This is a genomic window from Dyadobacter sp. BE31 (genome assembly GCF_031457695.1).
Lineage (GTDB): Bacteria > Bacteroidota > Bacteroidia > Cytophagales > Spirosomataceae > Dyadobacter.
The window spans coordinates 629,803-647,923 of the sequence record NZ_JAVDXA010000002.1 but is presented as its reverse complement, the minus strand read 5'-3'; the positions used below and the strand labels follow the sequence as shown (position 1 = coordinate 647,923).

Below are 18,121 nucleotides of genomic sequence, written 5' to 3'. Positions count from 1 at the left end.
GTCCCCTCGCCAGTCCCATTGCCCCGGTCTTAAGACCGGGGATAAAAATAGAGATTGTTGATTTTAAAAATATTTTACATACAAAACATGATATTATATTTCGATAATACATACATTTAATGACTAAATATACTAACATACTGTCGGCCAGATGAAAGGGACCAACCTTGGGGAATTTGAAGAACTGGTATTGCTCACCATAGCCGCGCTCGCTGCCGAGGCATACAGCGTGGCGATTTGTGACGAACTGGAAAGGTACACAGGCCGCTCGGCCAAGCTGGGCGTGGTGCATGCCGTGCTCAACAGGCTTGAAGAAAAAGGACTGGCCAAAAGCCACCTGGGCGATGCCAGCGCTACACGGGGAGGCAAACGGAAACGCTTTTATGAAGTAACCCACGCAGGCAAGGTAGCGCTCATGCGTGCGAAGGAGCTGCGCGAGGCTATCTGGCGGAATATTCCCGGTTTTAACCTGGAAGGATCCATATGAACAAGAACCCGCAACCTCCGCAATGGGCCACGGCTTTCCTGAGATGGTATTGCCGGCCCCGGCTGCTCGAAGACCTGGAAGGCGATCTCTACGAATATTTTATCCGGAATGTGCGCCGGAAAGGTCTACCTTATGCACGCCTGGTCTACTGGCTCGATGTAATCAAGTTCCTCAGGCCCTATACCATCCGCAAAATAGAACCTCTCACTTTTCTAACCCAATTCATGATGATTGGCAGCTATTTTAAAACTTCGAGACGTAACCTCGTCCGCAACAAACTCTTTTCGTTTATCAACGTTGTCGGGCTGGCCGTGAGCATGTCGGTCGGATTGCTGGTGATTGCCATTGTGAATGACCTGCTTTCCTATGACGATTTTCATGAAAAGAAGGACCGCATTTACCGGGTGATCACACATCATCAAAATGACGGCCAGACGCCGATGGACCTGGCTTCGACATCCGTAAGAACCGCCCAAAGACTGGCTGGCGACGTTCCGGGCGTAGAGAACTTTACCATGCTTCGGAATGGTTTTTCGGGAGATGCCAAGGTGGGGCAAAATACTTTCCCTCTCGAAGCTACCTGGGCCGATCAGTCATTTTTTAAGGTATTTACCTTTCCATTGGTAGCAGGCGATCCGGCAACGGCCCTTCAAGAACCCTATTCCCTGGTTTTGACAGAAAAAACGGCAAGGCGGCTGTTCGGCAGCACGCAGGTTTTGGGCAAGACAGTGCGTTTTGATACGCTCGACTACCAGATTACCGGCGTCGCCAAGGATATCCGGCACCTTTCCCACATCCATTTTGATGCCCTTCTGTCGTTCGCCAGCTGGGACGCAACGATAGGCAAAAAGCAGAATGAATTGTATAACTGGGATAATGTATGGTCCAACTATACCTACATAACCCTCGCCAAAAACGGCAGCACGGCAGGCGTACAGCGGGCGCTTAGTCGAATCAGTGCAGAAGAAAACAAGGCACTGATACACAAAAAAGTGACTTTATCGCTCCAACCGTTGAAGGACATTGCACTGGGACGCAAACTTTCAAACAATATGGGGCCGCGGATGGAGCCAACTACCCTCTGGATAGTAGCCGGGCTGGCCTTTGTGATCATTTTGTCGGCTTGCTTCAACTATACCAACCTGTCGGTCGCGCGGTCGCTCAGGCGCTCGCGTGAGGTGGGCGTGCGTAAGATCATAGGTGCACGCAGGAGCCATGTTTTGGGCCAATTTATGACCGAGGCAGTGCTGATCGCCTTTCTGGCCCTGGTCTTTTCTTTCGGATTGTTCCTGGTCCTGCGGCGTGAATTCCTGGCCCTCGACCCGCATATTCCCGAAATATTCAAACTCAACCTTTCGGTTCGGTCGGTGCTTTCGTTTATCGCGCTGGCAATCATTACCGGCCTGGTCGCAGGATTTCTTCCCGCCGTTTTCTTTTCGAAGATCAATGCATTGTCTGCCATGAAGGATGCTTCCGGGCTACGGATTTTCAGGCACATCGGATTACGCCGGGTGCTGATTGTAGCGCAATATACCTTGTCGCTGGTATTCATCGCCACCACGCTGGCAGGGTACAGCCAGTACAAGGGCTTTCTGAATTTCGACCTCGGCTTCACGACCGAAAACATCCTGAATATCAAGCTTAATGGTGCCGACGCAGCAGCATTAAAAAAAGAGCTCTCGGAAATTCCCGAAGTATCGAAGGTCTCCCAATCCAGCATGGTTACAAGCCTGGGAAGTATGTATGGTTTTGATGTAAAATATCGTCCCAATGCGTCAACGCCCGGAGATTCGGCATTGGTTTGGGTGAATACGGTGGATGAAAACTACCTGCCTATTCACCAACACAAACTGATTAGCGGCAGCAACTTCACACTACGGCCGGAAAAAGGCAAAGAAAGCGAGCTGATCGTCAACCAGCAGGTTTTGAAGCGGTTCAACATCGCAGGACGCGACCCTCAGAAGGCATTAGGACATGTTTTGAAGGTCGACGGGCAAGACCTGACGATTATCGGCGTCATGAAAGACTTTCATTACGGAACCGTCGAAAACAAGATAGAACCGGTGATGTTCCGCTATTCCAAAAGCGAGCCATGGGGCTATCTGAACCTCAAAATAGCTTCCACCGACCTCGCAGGCACGATGACGAAAATTGAATCGGCCTGGAAACGGTTCGACAAGATACACCCGCTGAAAGCGAATTTTTATGACGATCAGATTGAAGACGCATACAGCCGGTTTTCCATGATGATCAAAGTGATAGGCTTTCTGGCTTTCCTGGCTATTTGCATTGCTTCGCTAGGCCTTTTTGGCATGGTCGTATTCACAACCGAAACGAAGTTGAAGGAAATCAGTATCCGCAAAGTACTGGGTGCCAGCGAGCCCGGATTGGTATACCTTCTCTGCCGCGGCTTTATCACCCTGCTGGCCGTTGCAGCACTGATAGCCCTGCCGGCCACTTACCTGCTATTCGATAAAGTATTGCTTACCGGCTTTGCCTATCACCAGCCCATTAGTATCCCCGAAATGCTGGGTGGGGCATTGATTGTGATGCTGCTGGCCTTGATCATGATCGGCTCTCAAACCGCACGTGCCGCCCGAAGCAACCCGGCGAAAGTCCTGAAAAGCGAGTAACGAAACGCCGCCGGATTTACCGGCGGCGTTTTAGCTTATTTAACATTCACAAACACGTTGATCTTCCCGACCCCATCCCCCGAGTAATTCTGCAATGCTTTACCGATTACCTGCCCCGGTTTAACCTGACCGGGATCGGCTTTCATGGCCACACCGGGCCGCGAGGACGTTACCAGCAAGTCGCCCCGGTGAATGGCCCCGCCGTCGGTACACACCTTTGTCGGGATTACGCCTACCACACCCATCGGTACCCTGTCGATCATTTCCACGTTTACCGGCTGATCGGTGAGCAGCACGCCCGGCTTGGTGGCATACACCCCCAGTACCAGCGTAGAATAGGCACCGGCGCTTTTTTCCACGGTCCGGTCCTTTTCGGTGGCAATCGCCAGCACGTCGCCCGGCTCGTACGATGCAATGTTATCGGTCACCTCAAAAGCTTCTGCGAGGTCGGCACCGGAATTTTGGGTACCATCATTGAAATACCCCTTTCCTGCCCTGTCGATGCGGGCGACGCTGGTCCCGGCGGTTTGAAACACCGCAATATTACCGGCCGTTCCTCTGTGGTTGGCAAGGAAAGCGTTTCCCTTGCCTTGCGTGTTGATCTCGACAATGTTATTGGTATTGTTAGTGGCCGTATTCCCGAAGAAAGCAACCTTTCCCGACGCTGCGCCCGAGATGGTAGCATTAATGGCATTGCCCGCATTCGTATGCGCGGCATAAATGGCATGACCTGTTTGCTTCGCCTGAGCTATAACAGCGTCGCCGGTACCTTCAACGATTGAGACAACTCCGTTTCCGTCACCAGCCGGATTACTGGCATGGAACGCCCCCGCCTGCCCAACGCTTCCAGAAGCAATGCCATAAATACCGGCCGCGCCAAAATTAGCAAACTGGGAATTCACCTCGCCTCTCACGGCGGCACTGGTGCTCACCGCCTGGTCCACCTTGAAACTTGCGGCATAGCCATTGGCCTGGTTCGTTATCGTCATTAAGCCCGGGGTGCTGCTTTGCGTGGCTGAATAAGGCAATGTAAATGGCTCATTATCCAGCTTGCCCCAGCCGCTTCCGCCCGCATAGAACCAGAAGTGCTTGCTATCGGTATCGTATACCAGCAAACCATCGGCGGGATTCGCTACGGCTGTCCGTTGAGCGGTGGTCATACGGGGTACGAGGAGCCCCTTCGTGGTGGACACAATGTCGAGTTGCGCGCTGGCGTCAGGCATCTGCGTGCCTATGCCCACCTGTGCGTACGTAGTACTGAAAATCCCTGATCCGAACGCGATTACCAGCGCGGTTTGTAAAAAGATCTTTTGCATATGACGGTTGATTAGAAATATCTGCGACCCGCTAATCTAGATTATTGTAACCGTCGGTGATGTAACTGATAATATTATTTTACTGTCGAAAATTCGCCACAAACCACATGCGCCATGTTATCTTTCTGAAATCAAAAAAGATTTTCAATTTAACTTTGCATTTCAAAGTACTTTTTAAATATTTGAAGAAAAATTCAGACCGCTATGGATCTTCTCAACCGACTGGCTGCTTTTTACCTGGAAGCCAAAGGGAACAAATGGTTCCGTTACTTCGCCATCTTTTGCCGCATTGGCGTGGCTATGGCGTTTATCCCGTCGGGCATGGTGAAGGTCACGGGAGAAAGGTTTACAGCATTGCCCTCAAACCATCCGCTCGGCCATTATTTCGACGCGCTGCATTTGACCGGCTACTACTACACATTTATAGGTGCGGGCCAGCTAATCACTGCAGCCCTGCTGCTCATTCCGCGCACTGCCGTAATGGGCGCGCTCATGGCTTTCCCTATTATGCTCAATATCTCCGTGCTGGTGTATGCCACGCGTTTCGAAGGCACACGCATTGTCACGCTGATATTGCTTGCGAACATTTACCTGCTTTGCTGGTACTTCGACAGGATCCGGTACATTATGCCGTTCAAAACGGCCGACCTGAACCTGCCGGCATACCCAACAGGCCGTGAGAAATTCCCGTTCGCTTTCTTCGGGCTGGTGATCGCCATCATTGCGGCGGTAATCATCGGCAACGCCTACCTGTACGACATTCGTCCCGGCAACTCCGCCGAGGAATGTACCAATGGCTGCCCGGGCAACAGCGATCCCGAGGCTTGCCGGCAGTTTTGTGACTGCATTTACACCCAGGGCAAGCCATTGGCTGTTTGTTTAAAGGAATATGAAAATGCGGCTGGGAAAGGAAAATGAAAATTGCCCCGGCTAATCGAACATCTTGAAATACTTAGCCAATCCAAAGTGGCGGTTTAAAAACCCAATGCAAAAATAGCAAACTTAATTTGTTTTTATATAAAATTAAATTATATATTTGATCAGTAAGGTTAACCACTATTTTCAACCATTAACCAACCTGACCAATGGCAGCGATAGAAGTAGCCGGCAACGCCCACGGCACGGGCTCCGGCAGAATGAGAACCAGAATCTCCACACGTATCGACATGACGCCCATGGTCGACCTCGGCTTTTTGCTGATCACGTTCTTTATGCTCGCAACCACGATGAGCAAGCCGACATCGATGTCGGTGTTCTTCCCGGAGAAAACCAAGATCAACGATACCGACCCTATCCGCGCTTCCGGCGTTTTGACAATTTTTCTCGGCAACCACGATGAAGTCTATTATCTCGACGGCATTGCCGCAAACGATGAGCATGCCGCTTCATCACTCAAAACCGCCCGCCCCGGATTCGAACTGAGGAACGTGATTTTCGCAGCCCAAAAACGTGTAGCAGCCTTACCCCATGAGGGTAGCGCCGACCGCTCGCTGGTGGTGGTGATCAAGCCGACTGCTGTTTCGAGCTATAAAAATATGGTGGACGCGATGGATGAAATGGCTATTACAAAAACAAACAGGTATGCGCTGGTCGACCAGCTTACCGAAGCGGAAACAAAGCTGCTCGGAGACAGGATTCTCGAAAAATAAGACCTGCTAATCAGTCACCTGCGATTTTCGTGCGGTAATGGCATACCATTGCAGGGTCGCAAAAGCGGCGATCAGCAACGGAGCGGCGATCAGATTTACTACATTCCATCCCCAATGGTCGAGCGCTGCGCCCGCCGTGAAAGACGATAATGTGGCAACGGCATACACCATGAAATCGTGAAAAGCTTGACTTTGGGCCCTGTCGCCCGTCGCGTAGGATTTTGTAAGCAATGCGGTGCCGCCGATGAACATGAAGTTCCAGCCTACTCCCAGGAAGATGAGCCCGGTGGTGAAATGGAAGAGTTCCGTGCCCGAAAGCGCCAGGGACAAATGCAGGAGGAATATCAGAATCCCGCAGGAAACGACCCGCACCGCGCCGAAACGCTGAATGAGATTACCTGTAAAAAAGGAAGGTACAAACATGCCCAGCACATGCCACTGAATGACGATCGAGGAGTCGTCCGCATTGTAGCCGCAGAGCTTCATGGTGATCGGCGTGGCGGTCATGACCATCACCATCACCGCTGATCCGACAGCCGAAGAAGTAATGGCGGCAATGAATGCGGGCCGTTTCAGAATCTCCGAAAGCCGGCGACCTCCGTGCGCGGGCTCCTCAACAGCAGCCTGATGCGTGTCGTAACGGATGCGCGAGACCGCCGCAACCGCCAGCAGCGACAGCCCCATGATCGACAAATAGGAATACAGGAAAGGAATTTCACCGATGTCTTTCGTAAGTCGCGCAATGGAAGGCCCGGCAACGGCCGCAAAAACACCTCCCGAAACGACCCACGAAATGGCCTTGCTCCTGTCGGCCTCCGGCACCGACTCCGCGGCTGCGAACCGGTAATACTGTGCAAAACCCTGGTATGCCCCGACAAACATATTACCAACGACGAAAAGCCAGAAGTTGACGAGATAAATCCCGAGCGACGTCAATGCCCCGGCCAGAAATCCCAGCCCGATACCAATGATAAAGCCTCTTTTCCGTCCGTATTTCTTCATCAACATCGAAGCGGGAATCAGCGCCGATGCCGTACCGATGCTGACTACCGCGACGGGCAGCGTCGCCAGGGCTTTATCGGCGGCCAGGTTATACCCGACCAGTCCCGACAATGCCGCGACCAATATTCCCACCGTCTGAAAAAAGGCCTGGCCGGCCACCAGCGGGAAGACATTTGCCAGAAAACGGCCTTTCGGATCATTCATATCGGAATTTTATCATTTAGCTCGGCGAAACTCCGCAATATGATCGGAATGTCGGAAACGTCCGCACCTTTCAGTAGGTTATTTCGCTTCGCCTCTCTCGTTTTGCTATTTTTAGTCCATCAAGGAAAACAATCCGTTATGCATATACCTTCCCCGGACGAAGTGCGGGCCATTGCGGCGATCTCCGACCCGACAATCCGCAATTTGCGCATTACCCAATGCTATTGCGAACTTTCAACGGCATTTATCAACCGTACAGACCCGGTTGCCAACTGGTGTACGTTTGCTACCTGGGCCTCGAAGCAGGCTGGTCAGAGTATCCGACGTGAAGACCTGTTCCGAAGCGTGGAAGCCCGATTGAACCTCGCTCAGCTGGAAGAGTTGAGGCTGCTTTGGCGTGTGGCCGATGAATTAGGGATCGAGAATCGTATGCAAGAAAAACTGCACGGCATTATCCGCAACACCTGGCTCACGGGCATTATCGACGGCATCAGCGAAGCCGTGGCGCGGGGTAACCGCAAGGTTTTTGAAGAGATCGGGTGGGAATTTGCCCGGTTCTTTGCTGCCGGCTTCGGTAAAGAGGCATTTGCCCAATCCCAGTTAGATGCCTTTTGCGCGGCCTTGCGAACAGGTAACCCGCCCGACGGCCAGCAATATCTCAAACAGGCTTTTACGCATTACTTTGAGGCGTTTTCCGAACAGGACGCACAGTTGCGGACGGAATTGCAGCTACTGGCCAATCTCGAAATCGGCTTTCACGAGCAGACGCGCCTGCAACCGGAAATTGCGGCATCGCTGAATGCGGCGTTTGCCCCAGACCAGGAGATTGTCCGTAAGAAAATAACCGACGCGTTTTTCCCTCCGGATAGCTGGCTGGCCCGTGCGCGGCTTGCCTACCTGACAATCACGGGCAGGAAATCGCGGCTGGACGCGGCGATCGGTCAACTGATGGGCCGCTTGCAGGGCATCGTCCGCGAGCAGCTCACAGCACATCTCATGACATTGACCATCCCGCCCGATCTCCGGCTGTCGCTGGGCACGGATTTGAACAAGTCCTACCCGGCCGCATTGCTGCATTTGTCGTGCACAGGCCTCACTGCATTACTTTCCAAAATAGATCCTACGCTCGACAGTCTGGCACAAAGCGGTGCCATCGACTGGGCAGATTTGCCCGACCGGATGCATTTTATCGCGGAGCTTTTCCGCTGTTACCACCTCGACCCGGTACTTTATATAGATGCATTTACACCTCAGCAGATTATATTCATGAAGGAAGGCAAATTACCTGCCGGGAAGCTTTAAGCGGTTATATGGAAATTCATTTCCATATCTAAGGGAATTGCAAAGGAAATTAAATATTAAAAACTCCTCTGAACTATTTTTTAATTGGTATCAAAATCCCCAGGTGTATCGAAATGCCTCTATTATACAATTCGGAACTAGCTGTCATTCCTCTCAATCCATAATGATATCTCCCTTCTGTAAATATCCGGCCAAACTGCAATGGATAAGAGACGCCAACACCGCCTACCAAACCAAAATCAAATGTGCGGTAACCGTTAGGTTGTCTCATATCATATTCAGTATAAGTATCTTCAATTAATACCCCATCCTTGTAAGTACGGGAAGTCGATTTTATTTCCTGTGGCCCCAGACCGAATCGAAATTCAGGCCCCAGAGAAACAATACCTTCGAATTTGCCAAACCGTGGTTTATATTGAAACAGTAAGGGAACCTCCACATAGCCCAGTAAGATTTTTCCAAAAATATGGGTCCTTTGCCGGGTACTATCCAGGTTCCATTGCCAATCAATATCAAATTTTGAGCCGCGTTGTGAAAATCCTGGTTCTATTTGCAGGCTAAACTTTGGGCTGAAAGGAATATTGATTAGCAATGCTGCATTCAACCCGGTTTTCGAATCAAACTTAACCGGACGCGGCGCTTTGAAATTCGAAAGATTAATGCCGCCGCGAAGACCTACACTAATTTGGGAAAATGCATTGTGGGAAATAAATAAAAACAAGGCCGCGGAAAAAATGGAAAAGCGTATCATTTTTTTCATGAGCTAATAGAGATTTGTGAGTTCGTTTATCCCAAAACGGAAAGAAATAGGTATTCGATATTTAGGCAAGTGCAAACTTTACAGTTTTTAGGTTTTCAAAAATATAACTACCTTAAATCGGACTATCTCATCTTTCATCATATGGCATTCAACGAAATATTAAGCGATCGCATCCGCGAGGCATTGTCGGAGCAGGAAAACGTAATTGAGAAGCGGATGTTCGGGGGTATTTGTTACATGGTCAACGACAAAATGTGCGTGGGGGTGATCGGCGAAGATATGATGTGCCGCGTGGGCGAAGAGGCCTTCAAGTCGGCCATCGAACGTCCGGGCTGCCGCGAAATGGATTTTGCCAGCAGACCCATGAAGGGTTACGTGTACGTGAGCGACGAGGGCATGCGCACGCGGGAGGATTTCCAATATTGGATCAATCTTTGTCTGGCCCACAATCCGCAGGCCAATGCCTCGAAAAAGAAAACCGCAAACAAAAAGTAAGAGTATAAGGCCAAATCGCAAAAGCAGGCCCTTTTTGAGCAAATTTTACCATCCAAAAACTTGCTTGAACAGCCAAAACCCCGATATATTCGCCCGATTATTAAATAGTATTTTTTCGGGTATGCGCACAAGGACGGTAATTCCGGTTGTAGTTTTTCTCCTTATTTTCTCATTATCAGCAGCATTTGCACAAAACAAAGCCGACTTCGCCAATGCCATTAATGCAGGCCGGCTGAAAACAGCCAAAGACACGGCCTGGCATAAGATCGAATTCGGGGCAAATCTCAACCAGGGGTCGTTTAGCCCCAACTGGACAGGCGGTGGTGTCAACTCCGTAGCGCTCGGTGTGTTTTTCAATGCTTTGAACGAAAGCAAGAAAGGGAAGAACTCGTGGCGCAACGATTTTCAGTCACAATATGGTATTGTGCGCAACAAAGGCCAGGAAAGCCGCAAGAACGTCGACCGGATTTTCTTCGATACCAAATACAACCGCGAACTCTCCCCGAAATGGAGCTTTTTCGCCAATATCAACTTCCTGTCGCAGTTCGCGGCAGGTTATGAATACAGCGCCGCCACGGATACGGTCGCTTTCAAGAAAAAGGTTTCCGGCCTGTTTTCGCCTGCTTACCTCACCGAAGCAATCGGTATCGAGTACCGCCCTGCCCCCTATTTCTTCGTAGACCTCGCGCCGGGCGCATTGCGGCAGACGATCGTCGTCGACCGCGACCTGTACGTCAACACGCCCGACCAGAAGAACTACGGCGTTCCCATAGGCAAGCGTGTGCGTACGGAGGCCGCGCTCATTCAGCTCGTGGCCAACTTCGATAAAGACGTGGCCAAGGATGTCAACCTGAAATTCCGGTACCTGATGTTTTCGACCTTTCAGGACCCATTGGAGATCGACAACCGCCTGGACGCACAGCTGACAGCGAAAATCAACAAATATGTGAATGTAAACCTGGGCGCTATTGTGGTCTACGATAAAGACCAGAGCACCAAAATCCAGTTTGCACAAGCATTGAGCATCGGCTTTCTTTTCGCGCTCTGATCAGGAAACCGGAGCCTTCCAGAGGGTACCGTTCGGTGTGGCATAGGTTTGCAAAAGGCCATCCTTGGCGAGCGTACGGAGCTGATTCTCCGCGCTGTCGAAATGCTGACCTGCCAGCACGGCAAATTCCTGGGTGGTGAGGGTGGGATATTTGCCGAACAAATCCTGCCCGTTTTTACTGTACCAGGCCTTTGGCGCGCCCGGATGCATCTTAGTAATCGCTGTTTCGAACACCTCATAGGGTTTAAATCCATACACTTTCTCGTGCTGCCCTGCCTGGTTAAAAACCAGAAGCGTAGGAAAACCCCGGACGGCCCATTGAGCGGCCAGTTGCAGGTCCTCCTGGAAGAGCGTGACAGCACGGGTTTCGTAATCCTGCTCAAACAATGCGACGTCCAGTCCGGCATAAGCTGCCGCTTCGGACAAATACTCCCACCGGGTGATATTCTTCTTTTCCAGGAACACCATTTCCCTGATCCTCCGTAAAAAAGCGATAGCCTTGTCTTCATCCTGTATTTGCGCTGCTTTGAAAGCTACGGAAGGCGGATAAGACGAATGCAGTGGGTCTTCGAGCCACACATCGCCAACGATGGGCATCTTATAGTAATGGCTCACCTCGTCCCAATGCGGCGCCACGTCCGACGGTTTGCTGATTCCCCCGCTGTTGTAGGACCAGTCGGGCAACAGGCCACCCATCCGGTATTCGACGTCTACCAGCTGGCCGTATTCCAGTTTCAGTTTCCGTAACTGCGGCTCGATCCCCCAGCATGTGGAGCAGATCGGGTCCGTGAAGTAAATGATTTTGACCGGCTTGATTCCCGGCTCGACGGTGGCTTCGATGTTTTCAACAGGCGCCGAGGGCAGTTCACAAATGCCGCTTTCGGTGTCACAGAGCAATGGATTGTTTTTCATACCCAAAAGTACCGTCCATATAGTTTCCAATTGTTATGCATTTCCCTTTGGAAACCGGTTACCTCTTGGAAACTACCAGGCCGGGCTTTACCTTTATGCACGACCTTATCAGGCAAGAAAGAATGAAGAAACAAGCTTCGTGCAACACCTCGCCGCAATGCAGGAAAAAGATCCTCGCTATCAAGGATGCGATGGAGATCCTTTCGGGAAAATGGAAGTTCCATATTTTGGGCACGCTCCTGCTTAACGACAAAATGCGCTTCATGGACCTGCTGCGCGAAGTGGACGGTATTGCCGCCAAAATGCTTTCGAAGGAATTACACGACATGGAAATGAACCAGCTCATCACCCGCCGGGTGATCGACACGAAACCCGTAACGGTCGAATACGAGCTAACTGAATACGGCCGGTCCGTGGAGCCGATCATCAACGAAATCGCCGGATGGGGGATGCTTTACCGCAAAGGCGTAGTGGCATAATAAACCGGAATAGACCTACGGTTACTTAAAGTTTTTTTGTTAATTGCCGTACATCTATTTTACCAAATTACTTAGCCATGCGATCATTCCGACCAATCTTCAAAGCAGCATTGTCCGCAGCTGCCTGCTATTTGATCAGCCACACGGCCCAGGCCCAGCTAAGCCTGGGATTGAAGGGCGGCGTCAATTTCAGCACTATGAATGCCCAAAACAGCAACATCAGCAATTTCGACGACCGGATCGCGCCCAATTTCGCCGTAGTTTTCAACTACCAGCTGGGGCCGGCATTCAGCATTCAGGCCGAACCGGGATTTTCTTCCCGCGGCGCTACTGTCCGCCCGAACCAACCGGGGACGGGCATTATCATAACGCCTGGCCCGCCGTATCAAAGGACTGTGAAGGGCGTGATCCAGATCAACTATTTCGAATTACCGATTGTAGCACAATACCGGCCTCACCTGACCGAGAAACTGGAAGCCATCATCTCCGCCGGCCCCGAAATTCGCTTCCGAACCGGACCACAGAAGTTGGCAACCACCACAGCGACTTACGTAAGCGGGGAGAAAAAGTCAGAGGTTACAACGACCCAATCCTATTCGGGCAACGATGCGGTGAGCACATTCGATGCGGGCCTGACGGCCGGTGCGGGTGTGGCGTATCCGATTGGCCGTATCAAAGTGTTTCTGGAAGGGCGCTATCACCTGGGCTTATATAATCTCGCATCCAATACCAATGATGGCCGTGATGATGCCGTCAAAATTCATAATCGTGGCGCCTCGGTGTTCGTGGGCGTGACGGTACCAATCCTCAAATAATTCATTATGCTGCCTGAAAACCTGCCATTTGCACCGATAACCGTCGCTGTTCTTCCATTCGCCAACGTGAGCAACGATCCCGAAGAAGAGTATTTCAGCGATGGTGTTACAGAGGAGATCATCAATGTACTGAGCCGCGTACCCGGCTTGCAGGTCGCCGGCCGGACCTCGTCGTTTACATTCAAAGGCAAAATATACGATCCGCAGTGGATCGGTGGGCAACTGCAAGTGGGGCATATCCTGGAAGGCAGCCTGCAAACCTCGGCCAGCCAGCTGCACATTACCGCACGACTGGTGAATACCGGAGACGGGACTGCCGTCTGGTCAGAAAAATACGACCGGGATTTGGAGGACATATTCGATGTGCAGGAAGAGATTGCACAGGCCATTCTGGGTGCGGTGAAAGTCGAACTGCTGGGTGAAAAGCCTGTTTTGGCATTCAAACGCTATACCAACAATAAGGAGGCTTACCAGCTGTACCTCCGGGCACGGTTTTACCACAACAAGTTTGGCGGAAGCGACGATTACCAGAAGGCGATCGGGTATTTCCGCGCGGCACTGGAAATCGATCCCACTTATGCGATTGCCTACTCGGGCATTGCTTCCTGCTATCTGAACATGTGGTTTTACCGGCATATGCCCGCCGCGAAAGCTTTGCCGCTCATGAAGGAAGCCACCGGGCAGGCCCTCGCCCTGGACGACGCCATCGCGGAAAGCTACCTCGCCCTGGCACGCATGCAAATGCTGTACGAGTGGGATTTTGCCGCCGCTTCCGCGTCGTTCAACAAGGCGTTGGAACTCAACTGGAACACGGCCGACCTGCACGGGCAGTATGCATTGTACCTCGCCCTCACCGATCACCCTGCCGAAGCCGAGGAAGAGGCAGCCCTGGCGCTGACACTTGAACCTTTCTCGCTGATCAATAATTTTTACGCCGCATATGTGTACTGGATTTCGGCCCGGTTCGATCTCGCGGTGGAGCAGGGACGTAAACTCGTGGCGCTGGATCCTTCGTTCTGGGGCGGACACATGATTACCGGCCTCAACCTGATCACTCTCAAACAGTATCCGGCAGCCCAGGACGCGCTTGAAGCCGCCTTGGAAATCAATTACAACGGCATTACGCTCAGCGCATGCGGTGTCCTTTTCGGATTGTCGGGCGAAGTTGAAAGTGCGAGGGATATTCTCACGCAAATGAACGCGCTGCATCAAACCGGCGTCGTGGCGCACTACGATATGGGCATTGTCAACGCGTCGATCGGCGAAACGGAGACGGCTCTCGCGCATTTTCAGGCGGCTACCGACAAACACGAGCCGCCGATGCTTTTCTTTAAGTACATTATAAGGGACTGGCTTTCAGGAAATTTATTTGACGAACGCTACCGAAAGCTGGCTGATGTCCGCCGTTAGTCCTACAAATAATATATTTCCGTTACAACGTCGGAATTTTATCCTACCTTTGAAGCTTAACAAAAAAGTAAAAGTATGAACAAGGGAAGGGTTAAGTTTTTTAATGAAACGAAAGGTTTCGGTTTCATTACTCCGGAAGATGGAGGAAATGACATTTTTGTACACACATCAGGCCTGAAAGACAATGTTCGTGAAAACGACCTTGTAACTTACGAAGTAGAGAACGGCCGGAAAGGACTGAATGCTGTCAACGTTACGTTAGCCTGAGCAATCGCTTGATTCGGCACACAAAAAATCCTCCATCCCGGAGGATTTTTTGTTTTTAGGGGGTACACTACACACGAGCGACTACCGCGCATTTCATTCATCGAAATACGTAGAATAATTTCTATATTGTCGATCATTCAGTACGCATTAGCCTTACCAGTGAATAAAAGCACCCGTCCTTTTTATCTTTTGTTGTTTTTACAGTTTTGCAATCCGCTCTGTACCTGGTCTCAACACGCCCGTTTGCCAGTAGCAGAATCGTTTCGTATTGAACATTACACGGACGAAGACGGCCTGCCTCAAAACAGTGTTTATGCCATCGCGCAGGATGAATTGGGTTATATGTGGCTCTCCACCCAACGTGGGCTCGCGCGGTTCGATGGCAAAAATTTCAAGATTTTCGACGATTTTGGCAAAACCTATTCCGCGGCAATCGTCGGCTCTTTTCACATTGACCCGCGTCCGGCGCCAAGCGGTTTTTTCGCACTGAACGACGACTGGGAATTTATTCATGTACATCAGGGCAAGGCCGTACTCGACTCCGGCTTGCATGCCTATATCAAACAGCAGCCATTCCTTTTCCCCCGGAAACACGAAGGACAAATTGTGGAGCGCCACCCGAGGTTGTATTATGGAAACCCATATCCAAACTACTCGGTGATTCCCGTCGGTAACGACCGCTTTTTCGTTTTCAACGGTACTACGCTGTCCTACTACAAGCAGAAAAAACGTGCAGGGAGCATTGGATGGATCGAAGAGGTCCCCTGGCATTTCTTTCGGATCGGGGACAATCTGTATCACCTCAAGAACGGCAGACTCAACCGGTTCCCGATTGAGTCTGCCCCATTCGGGCCGAAACCGGCCGTTGTAAAGGGGGCACTCACCTACGAGGCTTTGTACCGGCAAGGTAAATACGTATTGTATTGGAGCAATGCAACTCAGCAGACGTTTGTACAGGTAGGTACGTCGGTTTACCGGCTGGTGCCTGAACGGAACGGGGATTTGAATTCCGAGTTGATCCTGACAGGCTATGATCTCGGGAAGGAGCAGGTGAATGCCATCTATTACGATGCCAAAACCCAGCGTATTTTTATCGGCAGCCAACTCAGCGGCCTTTTTGTACTTACCCGGAAAAAATTCAGCACACTGGCCTCCCCCTATCCCAACACCGACCAGGTTTATTACGGCCAAACACTGATTGATAAAAACACGGTGCTGTCTAACCAGGGCATTGCTTACACCACCGACGGTTCCGGGAATATCACGAGCAGGCAGCTTCCGTTGGTGACCAGCAGCGTGTTTTGGGATAAATCCAGTATTCTGAAAGACCATAACGGCTTCATCTGGTGCAAGCGCGCAACCAGGCTGATGATGCTCTCACCCGACGGATCGACGATTAAACTCACGTGGACATTACCTTCGGAAATCACCCAACTCTACCAGGGCCCCGACAAAACGATCTGGATCGCGACGCGTACAGAAGGCCTGTTTTCCATCGGCGCGCCTTTTAACCCGGCCAGCCAGCCTTCCCCGTTCCTCAAAGGGCCGCTCACCAATGTATCCTGGGTGGTAGAACAACCGGCCGGGACGCTCTGGGTAGGTACCGGCCAGGGCCTGTTCAGGGTTATACGCAAAACGAAGCAAGTTTCCGAAATCAAGGGATTGGAAGGAATCTATATCCGGAGCCTGTACATTTCTCCAAACAACGCCGAGCTCTGGATAACGACTTACAAAGACGGCTTTTTTCTACTGAGAGACGGGAAACTCACACACTTCCCGCTTGACCGCAAAGGGTATCTGGCCAATGCACATTGCATTGTGGAAGATAGAAATGGCTTTTTCTGGATCCCCACCAACCGGGGATTGTTCCAGGTGCTAAAGAAAGATCTCTGGGACTACGCCGATAAACCGGCGGAACTCTACTATCACCACTATTCGAAAACCGAAGGGTTCAATAGCAATGAATTTAATGGGGGATGCGAACCCTGCGCAGTCCGGCTACCTTCCGGGATCGTGTCTTTGCCATCTATTAATGGCCTGGTGTGGTTTAAACCGGAACAAATACCTACCGAAATGCCCGACAGGAAAATTGTCATCGACCGGATCGAGATCGACCAGAAAACCCTGACTACCCCTCAGAAGCACATCTCTTTCCTGCAAAATCAAAAGCAGCTGAAATTGGAAGTCAATACGCCGTTTTTCGGGAATGATTACAATGTCGAGTTCTCTTACGCCCTCGCGGAACGCGGCAGCACGCCTACCGCCGCCGATTGGCTCACCATCGATGCGCCCGTTGCCAACAAAGCGACGATCAACATTTCTACCCTCGGCAAAGGGCATTACACCTTGCATGTACGGAAAAAGAATGGTTTCGGCATTAGTAATTACGGTTACGAAACCCTCGATATCGATGTGCCCCCATTCTGGTACCAGACCTGGTGGTTTTACCTGTCGATCCTGCTGGCGGCTTTTCTGGCTGCATTCCTCTACCTGAAATACAGGATCCGGTCGGTACAGCGACGGAGCCGGCTGCTGGAACTTCAGATCAGCGAGCGCACCAGTCAGTTGCAGGGCACGTTACGCGATCTGGAAAGTTCACAAAACGAACTCCTCGACCAAATGCACCTGCAATCGCGCCTGATGGCATCCATTGCGCACGACGTCCGCTCCCCGCTCGGGGCGGCGATTATCGTAGCGGGTGAAATGCAGAAGATGATCGAGCGGCAACAGTTCGACATGGTGTCGCTTTTTGGCAAAAACATCGAAGATGCATTGCGCATGGTAAAGGGCTCGTTGGAAGATCTGCTGGCTTATGTGAAAATACAGGTGTACAAGCACGAACCGAAGAGTGAAACCGTATCGCTGCACGAACTGCTCGAAGAGAATATGCAGCTCTACGGCAAGAACACGAAAATCAATTCCAATACATTCCAGAACCTGATACCGGCCGACACGTTCATCGAAACCCACCAGCAGCTGCTCAAAATCGTGATCCATAACATCATCGATAATGCCAACAAGTACACCGACAATGGCGAGATCAGGGCTTACATTGCCCATCGCGACAGCCGGTTGCAGCTGATCATCGAAGATAACGGGCGGGGCATATCGAAAGAACTACTTGCCTGGTTTATGGAAGACAAACCATTGCCGGCTTCATGGCCACAAACCGGGATCGGACTGGCGATGATCAAGGAACTGGCGCCGTCCGTAACCGACCGCATTGAAATGGAACGGCTCGATCCGGGGACGAGGGTCACGCTCACCTTCCGCTCATTTTCACGGGGTGCCTGACTAAGGGTGCCTGACCAAGGGTGCCTGATAAAATGCGCCTGACGATAG

At 51.3% G+C, this 18,121-nt stretch carries 16 protein-coding genes; 12 read left to right on the top strand and 4 right to left on the bottom strand.

Features of this window, described 5'->3' with window-relative positions:
• Positions 1-151: 151 nt before the first annotated feature.
• Positions 152-487: a PadR family transcriptional regulator gene (locus J2Y43_RS11480; RefSeq protein ID WP_106593727.1), complete on the top strand. Its 336-nt coding sequence runs from the start codon at positions 152-154 to the stop codon at positions 485-487.
• Positions 484-3,120 (top strand): ABC transporter permease, encoded by a 2,637-nt coding sequence (locus J2Y43_RS11475; RefSeq protein WP_309982529.1) that lies wholly within the window; start codon positions 484-486, stop codon positions 3,118-3,120. Before J2Y43_RS11480 ends, J2Y43_RS11475 begins: the two co-directional genes overlap by 4 nt.
• A gap of 35 nt (positions 3,121-3,155) precedes the next feature.
• Here J2Y43_RS11475 and J2Y43_RS11470 read toward each other — a convergent pair whose 3' ends face one another.
• A complete protein-coding gene (locus tag J2Y43_RS11470) occupies positions 3,156-4,436 on the bottom strand; it encodes a hypothetical protein (protein WP_309982527.1) in 1,281 nt (426 codons plus the stop codon).
• A 204-nt stretch (positions 4,437-4,640) separates the two neighbouring features.
• On the opposite strand from J2Y43_RS11470, the gene J2Y43_RS11465 reads away from it, so the two are divergent.
• Together J2Y43_RS11465 and J2Y43_RS11460 are read left to right on the top strand one after the other, a co-directional pair.
• The gene (locus J2Y43_RS11465; RefSeq protein WP_309982525.1) at positions 4,641-5,354 is read left to right on the top strand and encodes a DoxX family protein; all 714 of its coding nucleotides are present in this window, start codon (positions 4,641-4,643) and stop codon (positions 5,352-5,354) included.
• A 167-nt stretch (positions 5,355-5,521) separates the two neighbouring features.
• Complete coding sequence (locus J2Y43_RS11460; protein ID WP_309982523.1) at positions 5,522-6,085, top strand: biopolymer transporter ExbD; 564 nt, start codon at positions 5,522-5,524, stop codon at positions 6,083-6,085.
• Positions 6,086-6,091: 6 nt separating this feature from the next.
• On the opposite strand, the gene J2Y43_RS11455 is transcribed toward J2Y43_RS11460, so the two are convergent.
• On the bottom strand, positions 6,092-7,291 hold the full coding sequence (locus tag J2Y43_RS11455; protein WP_309982521.1) for an MFS transporter: 1,200 nt from the start codon (positions 7,289-7,291) through the stop codon (positions 6,092-6,094).
• 138 nt (positions 7,292-7,429) lie between these two features.
• On the opposite strand from J2Y43_RS11455, the gene J2Y43_RS11450 reads away from it, so the two are divergent.
• Positions 7,430-8,593, top strand: coding sequence for a hypothetical protein (locus J2Y43_RS11450; RefSeq protein ID WP_309982519.1), 1,164 nt, complete (start codon positions 7,430-7,432; stop codon positions 8,591-8,593).
• Positions 8,594-8,666: 73 nt separating this feature from the next.
• Here J2Y43_RS11450 and J2Y43_RS11445 read toward each other — a convergent pair whose 3' ends face one another.
• Positions 8,667-9,353, bottom strand: a complete 687-nt coding sequence (locus J2Y43_RS11445) for a porin family protein (protein ID WP_309982517.1) — start codon at positions 9,351-9,353, stop codon at positions 8,667-8,669.
• A 141-nt stretch (positions 9,354-9,494) separates the two neighbouring features.
• Between J2Y43_RS11445 and J2Y43_RS11440 the strand changes: the two genes are divergently transcribed.
• Positions 9,495-9,848 carry a TfoX/Sxy family protein gene (locus tag J2Y43_RS11440; RefSeq protein ID WP_309982515.1) on the top strand — a complete coding sequence of 118 codons (354 nt, stop codon included), beginning with the start codon at positions 9,495-9,497 and terminating at the stop codon, positions 9,846-9,848.
• A gap of 121 nt (positions 9,849-9,969) precedes the next feature.
• Positions 9,970-10,896 carry a DUF3078 domain-containing protein gene (locus tag J2Y43_RS11435; protein WP_309982513.1) on the top strand — a complete coding sequence of 309 codons (927 nt, stop codon included), beginning with the start codon at positions 9,970-9,972 and terminating at the stop codon, positions 10,894-10,896.
• Here J2Y43_RS11435 and J2Y43_RS11430 read toward each other — a convergent pair whose 3' ends face one another.
• The gene (locus J2Y43_RS11430; protein ID WP_310226497.1) at positions 10,897-11,808 is read right to left on the bottom strand and encodes a ClpXP adapter SpxH family protein; all 912 of its coding nucleotides are present in this window, start codon (positions 11,806-11,808) and stop codon (positions 10,897-10,899) included.
• Positions 11,809-11,930: 122 nt separating this feature from the next.
• Here J2Y43_RS11430 and J2Y43_RS11425 point away from each other — a divergent pair, with 122 nt between their 5' ends.
• From J2Y43_RS11425 to J2Y43_RS11405, 5 genes are all read left to right on the top strand, one after another.
• The gene (locus J2Y43_RS11425; protein ID WP_309982509.1) at positions 11,931-12,287 is read left to right on the top strand and encodes a helix-turn-helix domain-containing protein; all 357 of its coding nucleotides are present in this window, start codon (positions 11,931-11,933) and stop codon (positions 12,285-12,287) included.
• Positions 12,288-12,364: 77 nt separating this feature from the next.
• Positions 12,365-13,102, top strand: a complete 738-nt coding sequence (locus J2Y43_RS11420) for a porin family protein (protein ID WP_309982506.1) — start codon at positions 12,365-12,367, stop codon at positions 13,100-13,102.
• A gap of 6 nt (positions 13,103-13,108) precedes the next feature.
• Entirely contained in the window at positions 13,109-14,512 is a 1,404-nt protein-coding gene (locus J2Y43_RS11415; protein WP_309982504.1) for an AraC family transcriptional regulator, read from the top strand.
• A 75-nt stretch (positions 14,513-14,587) separates the two neighbouring features.
• Entirely contained in the window at positions 14,588-14,779 is a 192-nt protein-coding gene (locus J2Y43_RS11410; protein ID WP_106593716.1) for a cold-shock protein, read from the top strand.
• Between the two features lie 243 nt (positions 14,780-15,022).
• Positions 15,023-18,073, top strand: coding sequence for a two-component regulator propeller domain-containing protein (locus tag J2Y43_RS11405; protein ID WP_309982500.1), 3,051 nt, complete (start codon positions 15,023-15,025; stop codon positions 18,071-18,073).
• Positions 18,074-18,121 lie beyond the last annotated feature (48 nt).